General features: G+C 42.0%; 18 protein-coding genes. 10 read left to right on the top strand and 8 right to left on the bottom strand.

What is annotated here, in order from left to right; all coding sequences use genetic code 11:
- The first annotated feature begins 130 nt into the window (after positions 1–130).
- From ACI2JM_RS02655 to ACI2JM_RS02635, 5 genes are all read left to right on the top strand, one after another.
- Positions 131–436: an integration host factor subunit beta gene (locus ACI2JM_RS02655; protein WP_045445047.1), complete on the top strand. Its 306-nt coding sequence runs from the start codon at positions 131–133 to the stop codon at positions 434–436.
- Between the two features lie 172 nt (positions 437–608).
- Complete coding sequence (locus ACI2JM_RS02650; RefSeq protein WP_404641899.1) at positions 609–1,022, top strand: lipopolysaccharide assembly protein LapA domain-containing protein; 414 nt, start codon at positions 609–611, stop codon at positions 1,020–1,022.
- A 74-nt stretch (positions 1,023–1,096) separates the two neighbouring features.
- Positions 1,097–1,795: an orotidine-5'-phosphate decarboxylase gene (pyrF, locus tag ACI2JM_RS02645; protein WP_404641897.1), complete on the top strand. Its 699-nt coding sequence runs from the start codon at positions 1,097–1,099 to the stop codon at positions 1,793–1,795.
- A 155-nt stretch (positions 1,796–1,950) separates the two neighbouring features.
- Complete coding sequence (locus ACI2JM_RS02640; RefSeq protein WP_404641895.1) at positions 1,951–2,748, top strand: metallophosphoesterase; 798 nt, start codon at positions 1,951–1,953, stop codon at positions 2,746–2,748.
- Positions 2,749–2,931: 183 nt separating this feature from the next.
- The gene (locus ACI2JM_RS02635) at positions 2,932–3,768 is read left to right on the top strand and encodes a histidine phosphatase family protein (RefSeq protein ID WP_404641893.1); all 837 of its coding nucleotides are present in this window, start codon (positions 2,932–2,934) and stop codon (positions 3,766–3,768) included.
- A 129-nt stretch (positions 3,769–3,897) separates the two neighbouring features.
- Here the strand turns inward: ACI2JM_RS02635 and rpsT are convergent, their stop codons facing one another.
- Complete coding sequence (gene rpsT, locus ACI2JM_RS02630; RefSeq protein WP_010200097.1) at positions 3,898–4,164, bottom strand: 30S ribosomal protein S20; 267 nt, start codon at positions 4,162–4,164, stop codon at positions 3,898–3,900.
- A gap of 741 nt (positions 4,165–4,905) precedes the next feature.
- Between rpsT and ACI2JM_RS02625 the strand changes: the two genes are divergently transcribed.
- The 5 genes from ACI2JM_RS02625 (at position 4,906) to ACI2JM_RS02605 (ending at position 12,823) form a co-directional block, all read left to right on the top strand.
- Positions 4,906–5,607, top strand: coding sequence for an NAD-dependent epimerase/dehydratase family protein (locus ACI2JM_RS02625; RefSeq protein WP_404641890.1), 702 nt, complete (start codon positions 4,906–4,908; stop codon positions 5,605–5,607).
- Positions 5,608–5,710: 103 nt separating this feature from the next.
- On the top strand, positions 5,711–6,244 hold the full coding sequence (gene rraA / locus ACI2JM_RS02620) for a ribonuclease E activity regulator RraA (RefSeq protein WP_404642205.1): 534 nt from the start codon (positions 5,711–5,713) through the stop codon (positions 6,242–6,244).
- A gap of 220 nt (positions 6,245–6,464) precedes the next feature.
- A complete protein-coding gene (gene mfd / locus ACI2JM_RS02615) occupies positions 6,465–10,220 on the top strand; it encodes a transcription-repair coupling factor (protein WP_404641888.1) in 3,756 nt (1,251 codons plus the stop codon).
- A gap of 249 nt (positions 10,221–10,469) precedes the next feature.
- Positions 10,470–10,901 carry an HIT domain-containing protein gene (locus tag ACI2JM_RS02610; protein WP_045445060.1) on the top strand — a complete coding sequence of 144 codons (432 nt, stop codon included), beginning with the start codon at positions 10,470–10,472 and terminating at the stop codon, positions 10,899–10,901.
- Between the two features lie 644 nt (positions 10,902–11,545).
- On the top strand, positions 11,546–12,823 hold the full coding sequence (locus ACI2JM_RS02605; protein ID WP_227685440.1) for an adenylate/guanylate cyclase domain-containing protein: 1,278 nt from the start codon (positions 11,546–11,548) through the stop codon (positions 12,821–12,823).
- 120 nt (positions 12,824–12,943) lie between these two features.
- On the opposite strand, the gene fdx is transcribed toward ACI2JM_RS02605, so the two are convergent.
- The 7 genes from fdx to ACI2JM_RS02570 all read right to left on the bottom strand — a co-directional run bounded on the left by fdx (position 12,944) and on the right by ACI2JM_RS02570 (position 19,138).
- The gene (gene fdx / locus ACI2JM_RS02600; protein WP_045445066.1) at positions 12,944–13,282 is read right to left on the bottom strand and encodes an ISC system 2Fe-2S type ferredoxin; all 339 of its coding nucleotides are present in this window, start codon (positions 13,280–13,282) and stop codon (positions 12,944–12,946) included.
- A 91-nt stretch (positions 13,283–13,373) separates the two neighbouring features.
- Entirely contained in the window at positions 13,374–15,254 is a 1,881-nt protein-coding gene (gene hscA / locus ACI2JM_RS02595; RefSeq protein WP_404641885.1) for a Fe-S protein assembly chaperone HscA, read from the bottom strand.
- Positions 15,255–15,528: 274 nt separating this feature from the next.
- Positions 15,529–16,110: a Fe-S protein assembly co-chaperone HscB gene (gene hscB, locus ACI2JM_RS02590; RefSeq protein WP_404641883.1), complete on the bottom strand. Its 582-nt coding sequence runs from the start codon at positions 16,108–16,110 to the stop codon at positions 15,529–15,531.
- A gap of 118 nt (positions 16,111–16,228) precedes the next feature.
- Positions 16,229–16,549: an iron-sulfur cluster assembly protein IscA gene (iscA, locus tag ACI2JM_RS02585; RefSeq protein ID WP_045445072.1), complete on the bottom strand. Its 321-nt coding sequence runs from the start codon at positions 16,547–16,549 to the stop codon at positions 16,229–16,231.
- A gap of 247 nt (positions 16,550–16,796) precedes the next feature.
- The gene (gene iscU / locus ACI2JM_RS02580; RefSeq protein WP_270894528.1) at positions 16,797–17,207 is read right to left on the bottom strand and encodes a Fe-S cluster assembly scaffold IscU; all 411 of its coding nucleotides are present in this window, start codon (positions 17,205–17,207) and stop codon (positions 16,797–16,799) included.
- A gap of 198 nt (positions 17,208–17,405) precedes the next feature.
- Entirely contained in the window at positions 17,406–18,632 is a 1,227-nt protein-coding gene (locus ACI2JM_RS02575) for an IscS subfamily cysteine desulfurase (protein ID WP_045451862.1), read from the bottom strand.
- Positions 18,629–19,138 (bottom strand): Rrf2 family transcriptional regulator, encoded by a 510-nt coding sequence (locus ACI2JM_RS02570; protein ID WP_404641880.1) that lies wholly within the window; start codon positions 19,136–19,138, stop codon positions 18,629–18,631. The genes ACI2JM_RS02575 and ACI2JM_RS02570 overlap by 4 nt, the downstream gene beginning before the upstream one ends.
- Between the last annotated feature and the right edge of the window lie 185 nt (positions 19,139–19,323).

The following is a 19,323-nucleotide window of genomic DNA, read 5'->3' as shown; positions in this document are numbered from 1 at the left end:
ATTATTTTAGTGAATGGCTATTTATCTTTATGATCTTGATGTATAGCTTGTTTTAAAAGTAACCAGCTATCGAAAATGATGGTTCAATTCACAGTCATCTTATCCATTAATCAACAAGGCAAGCGTAATAATGCAGCAAGCGATTAACAAGTCCGAATTTATTAGTAATTTAAGTGCGAACTGTGACAATATGACTGATACTGTAGTCGATGATGCAGTACGTGAAATATTAAACTTGATGACCGATACGTTAGCCAATGATGGACGCGTAGAAGTTCGTGGTTTTGGCAGTTTTTGTCTGCACCATCGTCGTGCCCGTATGGGTCGAAATCCTAAGACAGGAGAAAGCGTACCTGTACCAGCCAAAGCGATACCGCACTTTAAACCAGGTAAAGCATTACGTGAAGCAGTCAATGATACAGTAGCAAATAGCTAAGTGTGTTATAAAGTATTTATTGGGTAAAATTGCCAACAAGAGTGCTTGCCAGCCACTTTTGCTAGAATTTATCACTAGTGAGTTTATAAGCATATAAATGTGTGGGTTGATGAAGGTTTTAGAGTGCTATTTTTAAAACACTAACGACATTCCAAATCGAGGTAGACGTCTCATGCGCTTTTTACTGTTTGTACTGCTGTTTTTAAGCTTCGCTTATTCATTAGGGTTGGTATTGGCCAATAATACCGAGGTTGGCGTAAATTTACTGTTTTCACAAGCGCCGACGATGAATTTGGGCTTATTGCTGATCCTGTGTCTGATACTAGGTATTGTGATTGGTATGCTACTTGCGCTGCTGCTCTTTCGTGTTTTACAAAACAAGTGGGAAATCTCGCGTTTGCAAAAATCGAATGTGAACTTGCAAGCGCAATTGACACAAGCCAATGCTGTCATTGATCGCCAAGCAAGTGCACCAACGGTGGAAGAAGCTGTTTATGGTTCGACAGCAACCAATGTGCAAGTGCAAGACGCAGAAGTACTTACTGTAGATGAAGGCGCGACACTTACCAAACAAAAGCGAGAATAAATTATATTTTGTACTGATCTATGAGCAGTCCATATATAGTGTTTTGATAATTCTGATATAGATATGGTAAAACCATGAATAATACAATGAACTCCCCAGTCCTCGTTGCCTTAGATAATATGACAATGGAGGCATCGATAGCATTAGCTGATCAGTTAGATCCAACATCATGCCGCTTAAAAGTGGGTAAAGAGCTATTTACTCGCTGTGGTCCTGAGATAGTTAAGGCGCTACATCAGCGTAATTTTGACGTATTTCTAGACTTGAAATTCCATGATATTCCTAATACTACCGCACAAGCGGTACTAGCGGCAGCTGAGCTTGGCGTATGGATGGTGAATGTGCATGCCAGCGCGGGCTTAGAGGCGATGTCATTGGCTAAACAGCGTTTGTTAGACGGTAACTTTGATACCTTGCTGATAGCCGTCACCGTGCTGACCTCTATGGATAATCAAGCATTGATGCAAACAGGTATTACCGATGGTCTAGATGCGCAAGTGAGTCGATTGGCACAATTAACCAAGCAAGCGGGTCTTGATGGTGTGGTCTGTTCAGCACAAGAAGCTAAAACGCTCAAGACACTATGTGGTCAAGATTTTAAATTGATTACCCCTGGTATTCGCTTGCTAGACGACAATGCAGATGATCAAAAGCGTATTTGCACGCCAAAACAGGCGTTAGATGATGGTTCTGATTATTTGGTAATTGGTCGTTCAATTACTCAGGCAGCAGATCCTGCGGCTAAATTACAAAAGATACTCCGAGGTATTTAGATACTTATAAAATATTTGTATATTTACAAAGTGTTTAGCATTTTATAGTGTCAGCATGATAAAAAAGACAGCCTAATCCGCTGTCTTTTTTTAATTTTTGCGGGTATATCAAAAAGTGCTAAACTATTTATGTTTATTTAATGATATTAGAACTTATGAAATTACAGATTTTAAGTGACTTACATATTGACAGTTATGCGCGTCAGTCACATCCGCTAGGGCATATTCCCAAAACTGATGCAGACGTGGTATTAGTTGCGGGCGATACTGCCAACAGTGATAGTGGTATGCCATGGCTACAAGAGCAGGCAGCACGTTTGCAAGTGCCTGTGATTACGATAGCTGGTAATCATGAATACTTTAATGAAGATGTGCTACATTTTGATAAAAAGCTTGCGACTTGGGATAATTATAATGCCCAGTCGCAGCAAGGCGTCCGTTTTCTACAGTGTCAATATATTGATATTGGTGACATACGCATCCTAGGTTGTACTTTATGGACAGATTACCAATATCAGGCCAATGAAGATACTATAGCTGCTGCTATGCGCTTTATGCGTGACTATAAACAAATCTATGCTGGAGGCGAGCTCTTTTCACCTGAAATATCGATGCAAATCCATGCTAAGCAGCGTCAATGGTTAAAGCAAGCATTGATCACCGCCAAAACACTTGGCAAAAAAACTGTTGTGATGAGTCATCATAGTATCAGTCCATTATCGGTTTCTGAGAAGTATGCGAATCTACCAAGTAACGCAGCTTTTATCAGTGATTTGTCTGGCTGGATGCATGAAGATTGGGCGCCAATATTATGGGTACATGGACATACACACGAAGCATTTGATTACCGTATTGGTAATACACGAATCATTGTCAATCCACGTGCGTATCCAAATGAGGTGAGCAGCACTGCATTAGCATTTGCGTGGGACAAAGTCATTGATATCGGCTAAGTAATTTTAATCATTTAAAAGCAGATATCTTTTTAGTTATTTGTCACCTTGATCTGTCTTTTTAAAATAGCGAATATAAAATAACGCTTATTTTAAAGTCTAACCGCCTAGACTCGTCAGCAATATTACAATCGAACTGATATTTTGTTCATTCATATCAAAAAATCTGCTACGCTTGCTACCATGAGCAAATATCTCAATAACAATCCCTCAAAACTGTCTGCTGAAAAGCTTGCGAGTCATACTCCAAGTGCTCCAGCACCTTCGCACTTGCCTGATAGTATGATTTCTTCAGTCAGCTTATTGCCTGAAGATAAACGGCTGATTTTATTTACCAGACATTCCTTACGTGAACGCTCTGATGGTAATGGTTTTGCCAGTTATCAATTACCCCTAACACCTAAAGGTCGAGTACTAGCGAAGTCGTGGGGGCGTTGGTTGGCAGGGCATTTACCGTACTCGCTCGATGTAGACAGTATCTCAAGTCCGATTGGACGCTGTATTGACACGGCGCAGCTGATGCAAGCAGGGGCGGGACTACAACGTGATATTACGCATCAGTCATTGTTGGTCGAGCCTGGTAGCTTAGTGACTGAGCCTGAAATAGCAAATCCAGTATTTAAAGAAATTGGTGTACTCAACTTTATCAATCGATTTTTGCAAGGCAATCTTGAAGGTACCAAAAACGCTTACCAAGGCGGTCTCGATATTTTATCGTTGTTTTATCAGCATCAGCCGCAGCGAGGGCATCTCATGCTTGCTGTTAGTCATGATACTTTGTTGTCTGCTTTTTTAGCAGTGATGTTTGATGTGATAGAGATTGATTGGAATGATTGGCCAAAGATGATGGAAGGCGTGTTTTTGTGGTTTGATGATAAGCCGTTTGAACAAGCCAGTGCACACTTCGTTTGGCGCGGTGAAGTGTATGTGCGCCCGATTCATACTTTATTAGACGGCTACCGTGCTGCCGGCTTTCATCCTAATACATTGCTCTTACCACCAGAAGTAAAATGGATCTAAATACTATTTAAAAGATTACTACTCATTTTTCAAGCAGACATAAAAAAACCTTGCCCCAGTATTAGAACCAGTAACAAGGTTTTAGTCATCACACTATAAAGGCGAGATGTGGTCTAAACGTTAACAATCTTAAGCTTGTAGGCCTTTGATGGTTTTGTTCAGGCGGCTCTTACGACGAGCAGCTTTATTCTTATGAATAATACCTTTGTCAGCCATACGATCAAGAACTGGTACCGCTTTTTTGTAAGCTTCGGTAGCCGCGTCATAATCTTTAGCTGCGATAGCCGCATCAACACGTTTTAAGTAAGTACGAACCATAGAGCGTTGTGACGCAGAGTTCTGACGACGTTTGGTGTTTTGACGGGCGCGTTTACGAGCTTGTGCAGTATTAGCCACGCGAATCTCCTTGATAAAGACAGATAAAAATATGAATGTGGATTACAATAAAAAAGGGTTTAACCATCATCGGTAACGAGCAGCCGTCTCGCCAGACATGATGTCGATGTCTAACATTAAAGTACCTATCTATTATTAAAGGCACCTAAATGAGCAATAGAGCATCGCAAGCGCCAAAACTGTTTGGAATAATTAAACAGCGTTAACGTGTAAAGCCGGTTATCTTAGCAAATTATCGCCCTTAGAACAATATATTTGATGATTAATGCTTAAAGAAGTTGTGTGATCATATATACGACAGTTTTTTGTGTCTCTACTCAACTGTTTCTTGAAATATTTATCAATATTGTTGCACCAAAAACCGCTTATGAGTGAATAAATCGCTTAGCCGATAAAATCTCTTACAATAAATTCTATAGAATACCCTCAGTTATGCGTTAATTTAGGTATGATACTAGGGCATGTCCTCAATTCAATCGATGGACATATAAATGGGCTAAAAGTGGCTGAATCTTGCCAAACAATGTTAAAAAAAATGTCAAATAGCTGGTTAATATCCCGATACTATTTAACATTCTGATAGTATCTGCGCTATTTTCCTCATTTGACTATGATTTATCTCATTGTTATCACCATTTTAAAAATGAGGATACGCCCTAAGATGAAAAGCTTTGGTGATAGGCTTTAAAATCAGATTTTTCATTATCATCTATTTTCCAACACACTATAAATGGATAGGCTATGCAGCGAAAAGCAATTGTAATTGGCGCGACAGGATTGGTCGGACAGCATCTTGTCAAACAGCTTAGTGAGCTTTATGACACGTTAATTGTGATTGCAAGGCGTCCGCCACGCTATATCAATACCAGCATGCGTTTTTATCAGGTTAATGATTTTGATAATTTGGCTGAAATATTTGCCAGTGTTGGCGTTGATAGAAAGACGGACGCTTTTAGCTGTCTTGGTACGACAAAGAAGCAGGCTGGTAGCGATGAGGCCTTTCGAAAGATTGATCATGATTATAATGTCAATTTTGCCAAACTTTGCCAAGAAAAAGGTGTTGAAAATTTCTTTTTGTTATCATCCATGAATGCTGATATTCATAGTCGGTTTTTATACAATCGCGTAAAAGCTGAAACTGAGCAGTCTATTATGGCGCTAGGTTTTACGCAGCTAGTTATTTTCCGTCCGTCCTTGTTACTTGGCAAGCATAAAGGTCGTCCGCTTGAAAGTATTGGTCAAAAAGCCTTTCAGCTGATATCGCCCTTAGTTTCAGAATCATTGTCACTGCATCCCATTTCCGCCAAACGCGTTGCCATTGCCATGGCGATGAGTGCGCATGATGTTTATCAGCGTAATAAATACCGTAATGAACCAGCTATCCAAACCACTGATATCATCGAAAATAAGCAAATGCTAGCGATGACTAAAGTTAAAAAATAGCCTAAGTATTAAGTTGAAGGAACAATTAAAATTAAGCCCTCGTCATAAATAATCAGTCATAAACAACCAATCATACATAACAAGGAGCGTCACTATGTCAGACATGCCAGAATCAATAACAACGGATAAAGAGAACTTTGTGACCTGTGATTTATTGGATGCCAATCCTGAGTCGCAGGTGTGTTTGCCTAATATCGAAGGTAAGTCTTTTCATAGCTTTGGCGGCAAAAGGAAATTCTGCGGTGAAATTGTGACGGTGAAATGCTTCGAAGACAATAGTCGCGTCAAATCATTGCTAAATAGCGATGGTAAAGACAAAGACGGTAACGGTAAGGTGTTGGTGGTTGACGGTGGTGGTTCAATGCGTTGTGCTCTGCTAGGCGACATGATTGCGCAGTCAGCGATTGATAATGGCTGGGCGGGGGTTATCGTATACGGCTGCGTCCGTGATGTTGATGATATGGCAGCAATGGACATCGGTGTTATGGCGCTTGGTTGCATTCCGCGTAAATCGAATCGCCGCGATGAAGGTCAAACCGATATTGAAATTAGCTTTGGTGATTTAACATTAAATTCTGGTATGTTTGTCTACGCAGACAATAACGGTATTATCGCTAGCGACAAGCCATTAATTTAACACCAGCTTAATAAATAGCACTCAAAAACCTCAGCTTAGCCGTTGAGGTTTTTACATTTAATCATCCTGTCTTTATATACGAATATAATCTTTATCAGCTATTTGGCTATTGGTTTTTTAATAAAAATGCTAAGTGACAAACCGTTACGGCATAAATTTTGGTAATTGCTGAAATATTCGTATAATAGCTCTCTGACTCTTAACATTGATCCTACTCTTTATGCCTATCACTGCTTTGACTGACGCGTTTGAACCAATTAACCAGCAGTTGTTTCCTATCCAGAATGCCGAGCGGCGTTGGCTGGCACCTGTGCATGGTGCAGTCAGCAGTTTGTGGCTAGCAAGTCTGGTGCAAACACCGCTATGGAATGTTGCCGACCGATTAAAAGTCGTGGTAACTCGTGACCAAAACCAGCTTAACCAGATAGAAACAGAATTGGCATTTTGCGGCGTCGATGCTTATGTGTTCCCCGATTGGGAGACGTTGACCTATGATGAGCTGTCACCGCATCAAGATATTGTTAGTGAGCGTATCAATCTATTAACCGATATGCCAACGTCAGGCGTGCTGCTCATCTCAGTTCAGGCGTTGATGCATCGTGTCGCACCGCCAAGCTGGCTGATAGGGCAGCATTTTGATTTGAGTGTTGGTGATCGATTTGATATCAATACCCAGCGCGGATTGCTGGCAAAGGCAGGCTACCGCGCCGTTGAGAATGTATTTGAGCCGGGTGAATTCGCGGTACGTGGCAGCATCATTGATATCTTTGCCATGGGTCAGCCGTTCCCACTACGTTTAGATTTGTTTGATGATGAGATTGAGACCATTCGTTTTTTTAATCCGCAAACCCAGCGGACATTGACCGTTGATCACCTCAAAACAATGATGAGCGGCAACGATAGTAGCATGGGCAAAGAGTCACTATCACTGCTACACAAGCTACCAGATATCTCAAAACCTATCGAACAATTCCAAATACTACCCGCCAAAGAATTTCCGCTTGATGAAGGGCGTGAGACGTTTCGTACCAACTTCGCTACGATGTTCCCTAATGCGAGCAGCCGTAAGTTTGAGCTACATAAAGACGTAATGGCAGGTATCGCTAGTAGCGGACTTGAATATTATCAGCCGCTATTTTTTGATTTAAAAGAATGGACAGCAGAGAGTAGCTTGTTTGCTTACTTACCAAGCGATGCGCTGTTTATCACTGATGAATTGATTAATGAAAAACAGGTAGATTACTGGTCACAAATTCAGCGCCGTTATGAAGAGCGTCGTCATGATATCGATAAACCTATTGTCGCGCCTGAATGGTTATATTTGCTATCGAATACTTTAAATGAGCATCTTAATCATTATCCGCGCGTGATTCTCAGTGCGCGCAATGAGCTGGCTAGCATGACGGATGTCGCTGCGATTGACAGCGATGATCCATTGTTAGTAGACAGTTCGTTGTTACAAGTTGATCACCAGTCAGATTTGCAGCCTCAATTGCCGCTGACGGCAAATAAGCAGCAAGGCTTGGTGACGCTCAGTGCGCAAGAGCCGCCACAATTGACCGTTAACCACCAAAAGGCTGAGCCTCTTACCCAGCTATTAGAATTTTTAGAGCTGCAAGCACAAACAGCGACGCCAGCATTGATCGTTGCTGAAACAGCGGGTCGCCGCGAAATTCTCATCGAGTTGTTTAAAGGCAAAATCGATATCAAAGCTTATGATAGTTTTGAGGCGTTTTTAGCAGCGGACAAAACCAACAGCGTTAAAGGTAATAAGCTACCGCAGGTTGGTTTAACCGTTGCGCCCATTGAACGTGGGGTATATGTTCCTGAGCGTCTGGTGCTGATTAGTGAGACGCAGTTATTTGGTCGCCAAGTATTGCAAACACGCCGTCGTCGTCAAAGCGGGGTGTCTGAAGAGTTTTTGGTTAAAAGTGTTACTGAAATAACCGAAGGTAGCCCAGTTGTTCATATCGAGCATGGTATTGGGCGTTATAATGGGCTGATTACGTTAGATGTGGGCGACGGTGAGCAAGAGTTTATCCACTTAAAATATGCCGATGATGCCAGTATTTATGTGCCCGTTGCTAATTTGCAAATGATTAACCGTTATAGTGGCGGTGACCCAGCACTTGCGCCATTGCACAAAATCGGTAGCGGAAAATGGGATAAAGCCAAACAAAAAGCGCTTGAGCAAATCCATGATGTAGCGGCCGAGCTGCTTAATATGCAAGCGCGTCGTGAAGCCAAAGTCGGTATTCATTTTACAATAGATGCGTCACAGTATGAGCTCTTTGCCAGTCAATTTGCCTTTGAAGAAACGCCGGATCAAGCCAATGCCATTCATGCGGTGATGGAAGACATGCGACAAAACCAACCAATGGATCGGCTCATCTGCGGTGATGTGGGTTTTGGTAAGACTGAAGTAGCTATGCGGGCAGCATTCATTGCCGTCAGCGCCGGTTATCAGGTAGCGGTGCTAGTGCCGACGACCTTGCTGGCCGGTCAGCATGAAGACAATTTCCGCGACCGTTTTGCTGATTGGCCAGTGCGTATCGAGACGCTATCGCGCTTTGGCGGAAAAAAGCATCAAGAAACGGTGTTGACAGATCTAGCAGCAGGTAAAGTCGATATCGTCATCGGCACCCATAAACTGTTACAACCTGATGTGAAATTCTCTAGTTTAGGTTTGATGATTGTCGACGAAGAACATCGCTTCGGGGTGCGCCATAAAGAGCGTATCAAGGCGATTCAGACGGATGTGGATAGTATGTCGATGACAGCAACCCCCATCCCTAGAACGCTCAATATGGCGCTCTCAGGTATGCGTGACATGTCAATTATCGCGACACCGCCAGCACGTCGTTTGGCGATTAAAACCTTTGTCATGCAAAAAACGGATGCTCTAATGAAAGAGGCCATCTTGCGTGAGTTATTGCGCGGTGGGCAGGTTTATTTATTACATAATGATGTGGCGAGCATTGAGCGTATGGCAGAAACCATACGTGAATTGGTGCCTGAGGCGAGAGTAGGGGTTGCTCACGGGCAAATGCAAGAGCGCCAACTTGAGCAAGTGATGCAGCAGTTTTATCATAAAAAATTCAACGTCCTGATATGCTCCACCATTATCGAAACCGGTATTGATGTACCGAATGCCAATACCATTATCATTGAGCGCGCTGATAAGTTTGGCTTGGCACAATTACATCAGCTGCGTGGTCGTGTCGGTCGTAGTCATCATCAAGCGTACTGTTATCTACTTGTGCCTTCTATCAAAGGGCTTAAAGGCGATGCTAAGCGCCGATTGCATGCGATTGAACGCGCCAATACGCTGGGTGCAGGTTTTATGCTGGCTAGCGAAGACTTAGAAATTCGCGGTGCTGGTGAGATACTTGGTAAGCAGCAAAGTGGTAATATGCAGGCGATTGGTTTTAGTTTATATATGGACATGCTAGAGCGAGCAACTAAGGCGATTAAAGCGGGTAAAGAGCCTGATTTAAGTACACCATTGTCGCTGACTAGTGAGATTAATCTGCATAGCTCAGCATTGATACCAGAAGACTATCTGCATGATGTCCATCAGCGTTTGTTATTTTATAAGCGCATCAGTAATGCCGATGATAAAGAGGCATTGATTGATATTCGTACCGAAATGATTGACCGTTTTGGTACATTACCAGAGCAAACTAAGCAGTTATTTGCCATCCACGGACTGCGTATACAAGCTGAGCCGCTCAAGATTAATAAGATTGATGCCAATAGTAATAGCATGACATTAGAGTTTGCGCCTGATACCCCAGTCGATGCCTTGGCAATTATTAAGTTGATTCAGAGCAATGGTCAGCGTTATCGTATGAACGGTGCTTCTGGTATTCGTTATCAAGATGCTGATAAACTGGGAACGCCGCAACAGCGCGTCACCGCGATACAAGAGTTATTACGCTATTTTAGCGAGCATATGGTGGCAGAGTCAGCGTAGTTGTTTTGGTATTTCGGCATTTTGAGAGCTTAGCAATGATTTTCGGTCGATTCAATCAGCTTAATAAGTCAGCTAGACAGTGCTCAAGTAGGACGTCAAGACAATGAGTCATAGCGCTATTTTATCGGTCGGATAACTGATAAAATAGCGGCATCCTATATTTAGCCTATTGTTTTTTATTAAATTAAATTCTGCTTTTCTAGATTTATATTCCTTTTATCTGAGTGTCATAACAAGAGAACCGTCATTATGTTCCAACTTCATCATAAACTTGCTGCCGATAGCTTTTTAGTGGGTGACTTCCCATTATCGACTTGTCGTTTAATCAATGATTGCCAGTTTCCTTGGTTAATATTAGTGCCGCGCGTATCAGGTATCAAAGAGTTATATGAGTTATCTGAAGCCGATCAAACACAGTTTTTACGTGAGTCAAGCTGGTTGTCGAGTCAGCTAGCCAAGACCTTTCAAGCTGATAAAATGAATGTAGCTGCACTCGGTAATCAAGTGCCCCAACTTCATTTTCATCACATCGTTCGCTATCAAAATGACATGCAATGGCCAAATCCAGTATGGGGCGTCCCTGCTATTCCTTATACTAAAGAGGTGTTGGCGCAGATGCAGCAAACGTTAATGATGGCGCTACGTGGCCATCATCAGATGCCGTTTGACTGGCAAATGTAATAAATACCTGAGTAGTAACAGGTCGGTAAGTTGATTGGCAAATTGATAATGATACTCTATTGGCTAGGTATCGATTAACTAGGCATCGATTGACCCATCAAAATAACTGGAAAAATGGCTAAACGTTTAAAGTTAGGCTTTATTTTGGTGTCTTAGTCGTTTTACGGTTATGTGCCAACGTTATGCTCAGTTATTACAGCCCCTAATTTTTATATATTAATAGGTTTTAAGTATTTGAAATCCAGATAAATATTATCTGGATTTTTTGTGTTTTGCTCAAACGATATGTCTTATAATCCCGATTTAGTAGCATATTAAGACAAGATGAGTGATGAGTGGTAGGCTTTTGGCTATCAGTGACATGGGTTTTGTTGCATTTAAAAAGTATAATGTAATCATTGATTAATTTTATACACAACTTGGCATAGAGGTAGGTAGTGCGCGTGTGCTATCCTCAAGCCTTTTAGTTTTTTACATAGCCTGTTTTACGTAAGCGAATACTTCATATGCCTTTTTTAGACACGCTGAGACCAAATCACTCTTCAAAAAATGAAGGGATTTATCGATTTGACTATCCAGAAGTCTTCGTTTTAATGCTTACCGTAATACTCCTCGCTGTACATTTTAATTTTAGACCTACTTCAATGGCACTGCTCGTTATTGTTTGTCTGCCAAGTTTAATGATTTTGATTTATAACTATCGCCGCCAAAAAAGCTTTTGGACGTCTAACATTGTTATCATTTTACTATCGGTAGTTATTGGATCGATACAGTTTTGCACGGTTATTTCGCTTAGCTTAGCCGCGCTCATAGCACTCAGAATTATTATCAGTAGCCCTGAAAATCATTTAAAACTGATTGCCGTCTCTGTAATAACCGTCATTGTTTTCTATTATGTTAGCGTTACCCTAAGCAGTGCTGATATAGATTGCCATGAAGGCTGGACCACACCAATAATATTATTAGCCAGTATGATCGTCATACTGTATCAGTTTTGGCATGTGTACCAAGAGTATATTGGTTATGAAACTCGTGCTCATCAGGCCGTTGGGCGCTTAAGTACAATGGTTTCTGTCATTAATAAGTTGACGCGCTTCATACCTCCACAAGTTTGGGAGCCTATCGTAAAATCTGATAGCCCAGTTACCGTTGCTAATAAGCGTGCTAAGCTGACGATTATGTTCTCAGATATCGTTGGCTTTACGGAGTTGTCAGATAGTTTGAGCGCTGACAATTTGGCTGATATCTTAAATACTTATATGCATTGTATGACATTGATAGCAAACAAGCATGGCGCCGTACTTGATAAATTTATTGGTGATGGCATGGTGTGTTTTTTCGGTGAGCCAAATAGTCGCGGTGCGCGCCAAGATGCTTTAGACTGTATCGCAATGGCAATAGATATGCGTCGCGAGATGCGAACTTTGAGGCAGAAATGGCGCTTGATGGGCTTTGAGGGGTTGTACATCCGTATAGGCATCAGCACAGGTTATTGCCATGTTGGTAATTTTGGTAGTAATAATCGTCTAAGTTATACTCTTATTGGTAAAGAGGCTAATCTAGCGGCAAGACTTGAATCGAGCGCTGGTAAAGATGAGATACTGGTCAGTGAGAGTACTTACGATTATATCTGTCATAATTATGATTGTCAGCATGCGGGTGCGTTCAAGTTAAAGGGTTTTGATAGCAAGGTAAATGCATGGCAAGTGCTGGATCCAGATACGTATAAAGGTCATTTATCAAAGTGGGTTGATCACACACTACCAGGTTTCAATTTGCATCTAAATTTTAAAGATATGAAGGATAATGATTATCAAGATATCAGAGCACGCTTAAATTTTGCGCTTGAACGTGTCGAGCAGGAGCAAGAAAAAGTGGCAACTGACATAGCGGCAGCAAGCAAACGTAATGACAATCAATGACAATCGTCATAAATAATCATCCAAAAATAATGTTTATACAATCAAGCGCAAAAAAGCCAGCTATTATTATGATAGCTGGCTTTTGCAATATAACAGTCAGATGAATTTTACGGTTAGCGTTTAGTGGTTTTCTTTTGCATGGTTGAGCGTATATTTAGGAATCTCGATGGTTAAATCTTCATCATCGAGCATGACCTGACAAGATAGGCGTGAGTCAGGCTCTAATCCCCAAGCACGATCTAATAAATCGGCTTCAATATCATCCATTTCATCTAAACTATTAAAACCTTTACGGACGACCACATGGCATGTGGTACAGGCTTTTGACATCTCACATGCATGTTCAATTTTAATGCCTTTTTCCAATAGCGCTTTACATAAGTTGCTGCCAGCTTCTAGCTCGACTTCGGCGCCTTCAGGGCAAATTTCATGATGCGGTAGTACGGTAATTTTTGGCATAAATCGTCTTTCCAGTGCTAATCAATTAAAAGAATAAAAATATAAGAAATGCGCTTACTATGGTGACTAAGTCACATTTTAAATGTATCTGCTACCAATCTTGGGCATTCGTGCCTGCCATGCTGGCTTTGACGCTTTGATTCATAATACGGGCAGCAAACGCATCACTGTGAGGCTTGAGCTTTGCTTGCTGTGCCTCGATAAGTGCCAAATCATCAGTACTGAGCGTTGTTTGCAATACTTGTATTTGCTCAGCCAATGAGTGCTGCTCCTCAGAAGATAATAAAGCTGCAAATTCTTTAAGGGCAGATTGTAGCGCTAATACTTCACGCTCCGCTTCTACTTTAGTTTCGATTAAAGAACGTGTATTTTTATCTTCTTCTGCATGCTTGAATCCTGCAACGAGCAACTGCTCTTTTTGCTCATCTGATAACCCATAAGAAGGCACAATCTCAATCTTACTTTCTGTCTTGGTTGAGGTTTCCTGTGCGCTGACGGTTAGCTGTCCATTCGCATCAATACTAAAGGTGACTTCAATACGAGCAAACCCAGCTTTCATCGGCGGGATACCATATAGCTCAAAACGACCCAATGAACGGCAGTTATCTACTGTCTCGCGTTCGCCCTGTACCACATGAATCACCATGCCTGTTTGCCCATCTTGATAGGTGGTAAACACTTGGCGTTTTTTGACAGGGATAGGCGTATTACGTGGAATCAGTACTTCAACTAAGCCGCCCATGGTCTCAAGACCAAGCGATAGCGGCGTTACGTCTAACAATAATAGGTTGTTATTACTATCGCCATTGACCAATTGATGCGCCGTTTGGGCAGCACCCAAAGCCACGACTTCATCGGGATTTAGACGACAAAGTGGTTGCTTGGCAAAAAACTCTGTCACGACTTGTTGTATAGCAGGCATACGAGTAGAACCGCCGACCAAAATCACTTCGTCTAGATCAGCACTCGAAAGTTTGGCATCACGCAGTACTTGTTCGCATACGCTCAGTGTACGGCGGCTAACTGGCTCTGCAATAGCCAGCAAATCTGTACGGCGAAGCACACCTTGGTAAGATTGCTCATTGACAGTGATATCGATATTGACTTGCTCAGCATCTGTCAGGGCTTGTTTATAAGCCTTGGCTTGTTGGGCGAGTATCGATTTATCATGACGACTCACGTCTTTAGGATCGATATTTAATTGTTTGATAAGCCAATTGGTCATTAGACGATCGATGTCGTCACCGCCTAATGCACTATTACCGCCAGTTGCCAATACTTCAAAGACGCCATCAGTCAGCTTTAAGATAGAAACGTCAAAAGTACCGCCACCCAGATCGTAAATTAAATAATAACTTTCTTTATCGCCGTTTTGCGTTGACTGGTCGAGACCATAGGCGACGGCAGCAGCAGTAGGCTCATTTAGCAGGCGTAGCACTTTGATACCAGCCGCTTGGGCTGCATCTTTGGTCGCTTGACGCTGGGCTTCATCAAAATAAGCAGGGACAGTAATGACCGCACCCTCGATACTGTCTGCAGGCAATGCGCTCGCTGCCCGTTGCTCAAGCGCTGCTAAAATACGTGCTGATACTTCAACAGGCGATACTTTACCCTGAGCCGTCACAAATGCTGGCATGTCATCTTTGCTGCCGCTTAACTCATAAGGATGAGAGAATTTGATATCAGCTTGACTACGACCCATAAAACGCTTAGCCGAGACAATCGTATTTTTTGGATCATCCGCTAAGTGAGCTAATGCATCAGAGCCAACTAACGGCTTACCTATACTTGGATAATAGACCACAGAAGGTAATAAGGTATCGGTAGCTGCGCTTGCCTCTAAGACTTGCGCCTTGCCTGAGCGTACTACCGCGACCAATGAGCGCGTAGTACCAAGATCAATTCCTAGGCCAAAACGATGCTGATGGGGTTGGGCGCTTTGATTGGGTTCGGCAATTTGCAATAAAGACATAAGATAACTCAAAGATAAAATGAAAGAGATAAAATTAATAAGTGAAATAGAACAAATATGATAAGCGCACTATTGTGGTTTAACTGCTTTGTATGCACGTGAAAACGAAGATACTTAGCGATTAAAAGTGCTTAAAATAAGGGATTATACGGCATCGCTGTGACTATTTTAACCATCGCTTATAATATAGTTTTCAAATAAGCGTCATAAGCTAATAGCATTTATAAATAAATTTGGCATATAAAATAAATTAACAAGCTTATACGTCAGTTAGTTAGACGTATAAATCATCATCATCTGAATGCTCAGCAGTCGCTAACTCATCGATACCAGTAGTCACGTCAGCATTTAATTTGACTAAGAATTTCAGTTTTTGTGTCGCATCAATCGCCGTTTGCCAATCTTGGTTTTGGTAAGCATCGTTAAAACGCTTAGACTGTTTTGCCAGTCGCTTGGTGATTTGAGGGTGTAGTTGTTGCAATGTCGCACGATCTTTTCCTTCGATTGCGTCATCTAAATCCATTCGCATCTGCATAGCATCTTCTAAAAAGTCCAAGTCTGCGATTGAGTGTTCTAGATTCTGTGCTTGATCGGCCATATCTAGTAGATAGCTAGCACGACTATCAGGCGCACTTAACGCTTGGTAGGCTTGGTTGATTAATGCTGAAGCTTGCTCAGATTGCTGTTGCGCTTGTGAGGTGTTTGCCAGATTCTTGTCGACATTATCAGGGTGATAACGTTTTTGTAGCAGGCGTAAATGCTGATCGAGACTCTCTTGATTGACTTCAAACTGTACAGGTTGCTCAAATAGGGCAAAGAAGTTATCAAACTGGGCTTCTGCAGTAATATCTCTCATATCATACGCCTTGCTTTTTATTTATTTTGAAAGTTTTCTTTAGTTGAGAACATATTTACGATGGCTTAAATATAGAGTCAGTAAGCTCTAAACTAAAGGGTTTTCAACCTTTGGCTCATTAGACGGTAAAAGATTCACCGCAACCACATTCGCCTTTTTGATTAGGATTGGTGAACTTAAAGCCTTCGTTAAGACCTTCTTTTTCGTAGTCCATCAACAAACCATCTAAATACACCAAACTTTTAGGATCAATAAAGATGTTAACGCCGCGGCTTTCGTAACGCGTGTCATTTTCATCAGGGGTATCTACAAACTCTAAAACGTAAGCTAAGCCTGAGCAACCCGCGGTACGGATACCCACTCGAATACCTTCGCCTTTGCCGCGATTGTCCAAAAAGTCTCGAACATGCTGAGCGGCGCGTTCTGTCATTTCAATCATGCCAACTCCCATTGACTATCAATGATAAATATCAATCAAAAAAATCTGTATAAACTGGCAATGAAAATAGCGCACTTGCCAAAAAATCTTAATAACGACCAGTTAAGAATCACTAGAAAATAAAAGGTGACAATTACATTAGCGTTATTGTCACCTTTTTAGCGTTAGTAGCTGTTCAATACATCGACTACTAAAGTACGGCCATTAAGACCGTGTACTTAGAAGTACAATACTTACGCTAATAGGTTTAGCTAGCCGCTTCTTCTGTCTCTACTGCTACGCTATGCTTACCTTTATAGTCGCTAATAGCGGCTTTAATGGCGTCTTCAGCAAGTACAGAGCAATGCACTTTTACTGGTGGTAAGGCCAACTCTTTCGCGATATCGTTGTTTTTGATTTCGCCCGCTTGATCCAAGCTTTTGCCTTTTAGCCACTCAGTCACAAGCGAGCTTGAGGCGATTGCTGAACCACAGCCATAAGTTTTAAAGCGTGCATCTTCAATGATGCCGTTATCATCAACTTGAATTTGTAGGCGCATTACATCGCCACAAGCTGGGGCACCAACCATACCAGTACCAACGTTTTTGGCATTTTTATCAAGATTGCCGACGTTGCGTGGATTTTCGTAATGATCAATAACTTGGTCACTATAGGCCATGGGGTTTTCTCCTAGTTAGATGATGAGTAGTCAATTACTGACTTTAAATGTCTAACTACTCATCGATAATTGGGGTCAAACATTTAGTTAATAGAAACGGTATTTATAAAAAGGGTATTTATAAAAACGGTATTTATAAGTGTCTGATCAATCGTTTAATGGTTCTGTGTGATAACTATGTCGTTGCTTTCGGTAATTTTAGTGCTCAGCCCATTCGACTGAATCTAAATCAACACCTTCTTGGTACATATCCCAAAGTGGTGATAAGGCACGTAATTTATCGACCGCTTCATGCATTTGTTTGATGACAGTATCGATGTCTGCTTCAGTGGTATAACGACCGAAGCTGAAACGAATTGAGCTGTGTGCTAATTCATCTGGGCGACCAATAGCGCGTAATACATATGATGGCTCAAGCGTCGCTGATGTACAGGCTGAGCCTGATGATACGGCTAAGTCTTTGAGCGACATCATGAGAGACTCGCCCTCAACGAAGTTAAAGCTGATGTTTACGATGTTAGGTACGCTGTGCTCAAGATCACCATTTAGGTAGATCTCTTCGATATCTTGTAGACCATCCCACAGTTTTTGGCGTAGCTTGGCTGCATGTGCATGGTCTTCTTCATAACGCTCATTGGCTAAAGCAAATGCTGCTCCAAGACCAACGATTTGATGCGTCGGTAATGTACCTGAACGCATGCCGCGCTCATGACCGCCGCCATGCTGCTCTGCTTTCAAACGGATACGTGGCTTACGACGAACAAATAATGCGCCAATACCTTTAGGACCGTAGGCTTTGTGACCTGAGAAGCTCATCAAATCGATCTTCGTGGTTTCAAGGTCAATCAATACTTTACCAACAGATTGTGCGCCATCGACGTGGAAGACCACACCCGCTTCACGAGTGATTTCACCAATGGCAGCGACATCGGTAATCGTACCAAGCTCATTATTCACCATCATGAGTGATACTAAGATAGTATCATCACGTAATGCTTCTTTAACTTGCTCTGGTAAGATTAGCCCAGTGCTTGGCTGCGGCTCAAGATAAGTAATCTCAAAACCTTCTTGCTCAAGTTCACGGCACGTATCTAATACGGCTTTATGTTCGATCTTACTGGTAATGATGTGCTTACCACGAGATTGATAAAAATGCGCGGCACCTTTAATCGCTAGGTTGTCTGATTCTGTTGCACCAGAGGTAAAGACGATTTCGCGTGGATCAGCATTAATGACTTCAGCCACTTGTTGACGCGCTGTTTCTACCGCTTCTTCTGCTTGCCAGCCATAGCCATGCGAGCGCGAGGCTGGGTTACCAAAGATGCCATCTACTGTCAGATACTCGCTCATCTTAGCAGCTACTGATTTTGCAACTGGTGTGGTGGCGGCATAATCTAAGTATATAAGGTTGTTATGTTGGCTCATGCTGGGTTTGCCTCGCTGTTCGATAGGGTAATAGTGTTGATATCTTTTATGGAAATCTCTTTGGTAAAGCTGTGCTGACGCTCTGACACTGACTGCACATTTTCCATGTCTAATAATTGCGCTAATGTTATATTTTTCAAGTACTGTTCGATATGATTGGACAGTGCACACCATAAATCATGGGTTAAGCACATTGTACCACCTTGACAGTCGCCACGTCCTTCACACTGCATCGCATTAACCGACTCGTCAACGGCAGATATGATGCTCATGACGTCTATTTCATGCAATGGTTTGGCTAGATGATAGCCGCCTGCCGCACCTCGGATGCTAGTGACCAGACCACGTTTACGAAGTTTGGAAAACAGTTGTTCAAGGTAAGAGATAGAAATCGATTGCCGCTTGGCGATATCAGATAAGGAGACTGCAGTGTCTTGTTGGCTGGTCTGTAATGCCAAATCCAGTAACGCAGTAACGGCATATCTGCCTCGAGTAGTCAAACGCATGTGTTATCTCCAAACTTTTAAGTCATTTTTATTTAACAACGACCTTAGCAAAATGATAGTGGTGGCAGCTTGTAGCGCAATATGAAAGCTACTGATGGAATCACATAACCGCTAAGTTGTGTCTTATCGTTATTAAACAGCAGATGATGAACCCGATGTGTGCAACGATTAAGCCAATTATACTT

This window comes from Psychrobacter sp. NPDC064578, from assembly GCF_044901245.1.
GTDB lineage: Bacteria > Pseudomonadota > Gammaproteobacteria > Pseudomonadales > Moraxellaceae > Psychrobacter > Psychrobacter cibarius_C.
This window is presented reverse-complemented; position numbering and strand designations above follow the sequence as displayed.

What these genes read in the sequence shown, in the direction of transcription:
- ACI2JM_RS02655 (WP_045445047.1), top strand. Translation starts at nt 131, where the DNA reads ATGCAGCAAGCGATTAACAAGTCCGAATTTATTAGTAATTTAAGTGCG.
- ACI2JM_RS02650 (WP_404641899.1), top strand. Translation starts at nt 609, where the DNA reads ATGCGCTTTTTACTGTTTGTACTGCTGTTTTTAAGCTTCGCTTATTCA.
- pyrF (WP_404641897.1), top strand. Translation starts at nt 1,097, where the DNA reads ATGAATAATACAATGAACTCCCCAGTCCTCGTTGCCTTAGATAATATG.
- ACI2JM_RS02640 (WP_404641895.1), top strand. Translation starts at nt 1,951, where the DNA reads ATGAAATTACAGATTTTAAGTGACTTACATATTGACAGTTATGCGCGT.
- ACI2JM_RS02635 (WP_404641893.1), top strand. Translation starts at nt 2,932, where the DNA reads ATGAGCAAATATCTCAATAACAATCCCTCAAAACTGTCTGCTGAAAAG.
- ACI2JM_RS02625 (WP_404641890.1), top strand. Translation starts at nt 4,906, where the DNA reads ATGCAGCGAAAAGCAATTGTAATTGGCGCGACAGGATTGGTCGGACAG.
- rraA (WP_404642205.1), top strand. Translation starts at nt 5,711, where the DNA reads ATGCCAGAATCAATAACAACGGATAAAGAGAACTTTGTGACCTGTGAT.
- mfd (WP_404641888.1), top strand. Translation starts at nt 6,465, where the DNA reads ATGCCTATCACTGCTTTGACTGACGCGTTTGAACCAATTAACCAGCAG.
- ACI2JM_RS02610 (WP_045445060.1), top strand. Translation starts at nt 10,470, where the DNA reads ATGTTCCAACTTCATCATAAACTTGCTGCCGATAGCTTTTTAGTGGGT.
- ACI2JM_RS02605 (WP_227685440.1), top strand. Translation starts at nt 11,546, where the DNA reads ATGGCACTGCTCGTTATTGTTTGTCTGCCAAGTTTAATGATTTTGATT.
- fdx (WP_045445066.1), bottom strand. Translation starts at nt 13,282, where the DNA reads ATGCCAAAAATTACCGTACTACCGCATCATGAAATTTGCCCTGAAGGC.
- hscA (WP_404641885.1), bottom strand. Translation starts at nt 15,254, where the DNA reads ATGTCTTTATTGCAAATTGCCGAACCCAATCAAAGCGCCCAACCCCAT.
- hscB (WP_404641883.1), bottom strand. Translation starts at nt 16,110, where the DNA reads ATGAGAGATATTACTGCAGAAGCCCAGTTTGATAACTTCTTTGCCCTA.
- iscA (WP_045445072.1), bottom strand. Translation starts at nt 16,549, where the DNA reads ATGATTGAAATGACAGAACGCGCCGCTCAGCATGTTCGAGACTTTTTG.
- iscU (WP_270894528.1), bottom strand. Translation starts at nt 17,207, where the DNA reads ATGGCCTATAGTGACCAAGTTATTGATCATTACGAAAATCCACGCAAC.
- ACI2JM_RS02575 (WP_045451862.1), bottom strand. Translation starts at nt 18,632, where the DNA reads ATGAGCCAACATAACAACCTTATATACTTAGATTATGCCGCCACCACA.
- ACI2JM_RS02570 (WP_404641880.1), bottom strand. Translation starts at nt 19,138, where the DNA reads ATGCGTTTGACTACTCGAGGCAGATATGCCGTTACTGCGTTACTGGAT.